The sequence below is a fragment of the Psychroserpens mesophilus genome (assembly GCF_050617655.1).
Classification (GTDB): domain Bacteria; phylum Bacteroidota; class Bacteroidia; order Flavobacteriales; family Flavobacteriaceae; genus Psychroserpens; species Psychroserpens mesophilus_A.
The window spans coordinates 1-268 of sequence record NZ_JBODQC010000183.1 but is presented as its reverse complement, the minus strand read 5'-3'; the positions used below and the strand labels follow the sequence as shown (position 1 = coordinate 268).

Annotated in this window: 1 protein-coding gene; it reads right to left on the bottom strand. The window is 52.2% G+C overall.

All coding sequences use genetic code 11. The annotated features are described in order from the left end of the window. Nucleotides 1-268, bottom strand: a 268-nt coding sequence (locus ACRHNM_RS16870; protein WP_431137774.1) for a hypothetical protein, incomplete at both ends; no start/stop codon positions are given.

Genomic DNA, 268 nt, shown 5'->3' with positions numbered 1-268 from the left:
TTATCTCGACCAAGAAATCGCGATTTACCGATGAGGCCGGCAATCATTTCCTCATTGGCATTATCCGGGATATCACAGAACGCAAACGGGCGGAACAGGCCCTGGAAGATCGCGCCCGAAGGTCGGAAATAAAAAAAGATGCCATCCTGAAATTGGCCGGGATGGCTCAGGATGACCTGCAGGAAACCTTCCGGCGGATAACCAAGCTTGCGGCTCAGACCCTGGAACTGGAACGCGTCAGTATCTGGAAGTTCACCAATTCCGGAAA